Below are 3,491 nucleotides of genomic sequence, written 5' to 3' on the forward strand. Positions count from 1 at the left end.
ATCAAGGAATGTGTGCAGTGCTTGAAGTGAAGAATCTGTATCGCGAGTACGGCAGTGGAGAAACGCGCGTTACCGCGTTAAACGATGTCTCTATCACCATCGACGAAGGGGAGTTCGTCGCCATTATGGGCTCGTCGGGCTCGGGCAAATCAACGCTAATGAATATTTTGGGCTGTTTAGATACGCCAACCAAAGGCCAGTATTTTTTGTCTAAACAATCAATACAAGATATGTGCGATGAAGACTTATCAAAAATACGTAATCAGCGTATTGGCTTTATTTTTCAAACCTTTCATTTGTTAACCCGTTTAACCGCGCTTGAAAATGTTATTTTACCGCTTAGGTACAGTGATATATCGCCAGAACAAGCAAAACAAAAAGGGTTAGCCATGCTTGCTAAGGTAGGGCTTGATCACAGGGCAGGGCATAAGCCAAATGAAATGTCGGGTGGGCAAAGGCAACGTGTGGCAATAGCCAGAGCCTTAGTTAATGAACCTAAAGTGATTTTTGCCGATGAACCAACCGGTAACCTAGACAGCAAAACATCCCACGAAATTATGTCACTGTTATGTGATTTACACGCCCAAGGCCACACCATTGTAATGGTGACCCACGAAGAAGATATTGCCGAGTACGCCAAGCGCATTATTCGTATGAAAGATGGTGTGAAAATAGAGGATAGCGTTCAATGAAAACACTTAAACTTAGCGCGCTGCCTTTGATGCTTACATGCGCGCTTTTTACAACGCAGGTGTTTGCATCGCAAAATATTTTTATTACTGGGGAAATAAAAGCGAGCGACAGCCAAACCTTTTTTGCACCGCAAAGTGATACTTGGCGCATTCAAGTTGAATGGATGTTACCCGAAGGAGAAGTTGCTAAACCTGGTGATGTGGTTGTGGTATTTGAAGGCGGCTCAATTGCCAGCAACATTGAGCAAGACGAAGTAAACCTCAATACTGCACTAGATGAATTAAAGCGGCAGATAAACCAGGGTAAGCAATCTATTTTAGAAGCCGAATTTGCACTTACCCGTGCTGACTTATTACTTGAAAAAGCTAAAATTGATGCGGCAGTGCCTAAAAGCCATTTAAGCGCGTTTGATTATGAAGAAAACCAGCTAAAACTCGAACAAGCGGTGATTCAAAAGCATAAAGCTAAAGCGAGTTTAGCGGAAAAACAGAACTCAGCACAAGTCAATATTAGCAAGCAGGAAATTGAAATAAAACGCCTGCAAATTAACCTAAAAGAAAACCGCAAACGTTTGCAAAACCTTACCCATAAAGCCACCAATCAAGGCCCCATTTTGTACGGTAATCACCCTTGGTATGGCACTAAGTTATTTTCAGGCGTTACTGCACAACCAGGGTGGAAAATTGCTGAAATTCCAGCGATGACTGGCCTTTATTTAGAAGCTTGGGTGCACGAAATTGATTATAAGCACTTAAAGCGAGAGCAAACAATGTCGCTTACGCTTGATGCGTATCAAGATACGCCACTCACTGCAAAATTAAGCGATATTTCAACACAACCGGAAGAGCGTAAAGAGTGGGGTAAAGATGCCTATTATCGCGCTAAGTTTGAGTTTGATGATACACAACAGTTAAAAATCTTACCGGGTATGACGGGACGCGTTGTGGTGCAAGGAGGCAGTAATGAATAAGTTTAAGTTTGGCTTAGTTGCGAGCCTAATCGCGTTTTCACTTAGTGGTTGTGGCGATGATGAATTTGATTATCACACTATTGAAAAAACTAGCCTGCAATTGGCTGTGCAAGCCAATGGTGAATTAGAGTCGGCACAGCAATCGCTAATTGCACCGCCGTCTATTTCACGTATGTGGCAATACAAGGTGAAGTTTTTAGCGCCTGAGAATAAACAAGTGAAAAAAGGCGAGATGGTTGCCTCTTTTGATGATAAACCCGTGCGCGACCGCTTAATTGAAAAAACCAGCGAATATGACCGCGCAGTAAAAGAGCTTGAAAACCAAAAAGCGCTAGAAATTAAAAACCAAGAAGAATTAAAACTCGCCCTTGCCGAAGCGCAAATGAATTACGATATTGCCAAGCGTAAGGCCGATATTAACGATGATTCAATGTCGGATAACGATAAACGCAAGGCACAAATTGACTTTACCATTGCGCAAAATGACCTTGAGCTGGCAAAGAAAAAGCTGACCTTTCAAGATGAAACTAAAGCACTCAATATTCGCTTAGCTAAAGGCAAAGCCGAGCGCTTAAAAGCAGAAGTTGATGCCCTTGAGCAAGATATTGAAAAGCTGAAAGTAAAAGCACCCATGGATGGCATTGTAATATATTACACCGATGCTAGTGGTGAAAAGCCAACGGTAGGTGAAAGTGTGCAATTTGGCCAACCAGTAATTGAATTAGCGGTAATCGAAGATATGCAGGTAAAAGCGCAAATTGATGAAGCTGACTTTGGCCGCATTGCACTTAATCAGAATGTTAAAGTGACCATTGATGGCTCTGAGCCGATTATTACATCGGGCAAAATAACCAGTATTGGCAGTGCGTTTCGTGAAAAATCGCCGCAAGACAAACGCCGAATCATCGACACTTTAATTAAGCTTGATAATAACAATGCAGCTGCAATGCGCCCAGGGTTAACCGCCCGCGTAGAGGTTGCTACCGATAAAATTGACGATGTATTGATAGTGCCTGTAAGCACATTGCATAGCGACCAATCAAGCGCGTATGTAATTGAAAAAAATGGTGATAAAACCCCAGTTACAGTAGGTAATATTAGTAATGGTTTTGCGGTAATAAAAAGCGGCATTGAACAAGGAGAGGTGGTGCGTTTATGAAGTATTTAGCTATTGTTGTTAGCGCGTTTTTTTTAACCGCGTGCTCAAAACCCGATGATGTCGCCGCCGAGCTTACGTTTACCGTGCAAAAAGCCCCGTTTAAAAATTATGTAGAGGCTAAAGGTGAGTTGATCGCCGCCAATGAAACCGTGATTAGCACCCCTGCGTCATCGCGCGGGCCACAAACGCTGGCGTGGTTAATGCCTGAATACTCTCAGGTTAAAAAAGGTGAAGTGATAGCACGGTTTGATGGCCGTGTAATGATTAAGCAAAAGCGCGAGAGTGACTTTTCAAACCAAAAAGTGTCGCAAGACTTATCCGGTAAAAATACCGAAATCGACACGCGCAGAAAACACTTAGGGCTTGATATGGAAATTGTTGAGGAAGAAAAGCAATTTGCTGAAAACTTCTCTATCGACGATGACCGTATTATCTCGAAACTTGAGATTTTAGAGCAGGCGCAAAAAGTTGACTATTTAAATGCCAAAACGGCCTACTTTAATTGGCAGTCTGAACAGTTTAATAGTAGCGCGCAAGGGGAGTTAGACTTGTTAAATATGCAGAGCCAGCAGCATCAAAGCAAAATTAATATGCTCGATGGCAATTTGTCGTCGTTAGAGGTGGTTGCCCCGCACGATGGTTTGTTAACCCATAGCGTAGATTGGCATG

General features: G+C 42.7%; 3 protein-coding genes and 1 pseudogene. All 4 read left to right on the forward strand.

Annotation, left to right across the window (positions count from 1 at the left end; all coding sequences use genetic code 11):
• Positions 1–17 precede the first annotated feature (17 nt).
• Complete coding sequence (locus ABYD77_RS18295; RefSeq protein ID WP_372771532.1) at positions 18–692, forward strand: ABC transporter ATP-binding protein; 675 nt, start codon at positions 18–20, stop codon at positions 690–692.
• Entirely contained in the window at positions 689–1,663 is a 975-nt protein-coding gene (locus ABYD77_RS18300) for an HlyD family secretion protein (RefSeq protein WP_372771530.1), read from the forward strand. The genes ABYD77_RS18295 and ABYD77_RS18300 overlap by 4 nt, the downstream gene beginning before the upstream one ends.
• Positions 1,656–2,822, forward strand: a complete 1,167-nt coding sequence (locus ABYD77_RS18305; protein WP_372771531.1) for an efflux RND transporter periplasmic adaptor subunit — start codon at positions 1,656–1,658, stop codon at positions 2,820–2,822. The genes ABYD77_RS18300 and ABYD77_RS18305 overlap by 8 nt, the downstream gene beginning before the upstream one ends.
• A pseudogene (locus ABYD77_RS18310) lies at positions 2,819–3,491 on the forward strand (hypothetical protein); the annotation flags it as partial. The gene ABYD77_RS18305 and the pseudogene ABYD77_RS18310, both read left to right, overlap by 4 nt.

This window comes from Pseudoalteromonas sp., assembly GCF_041629635.1.
GTDB lineage: Bacteria > Pseudomonadota > Gammaproteobacteria > Enterobacterales > Alteromonadaceae > Pseudoalteromonas.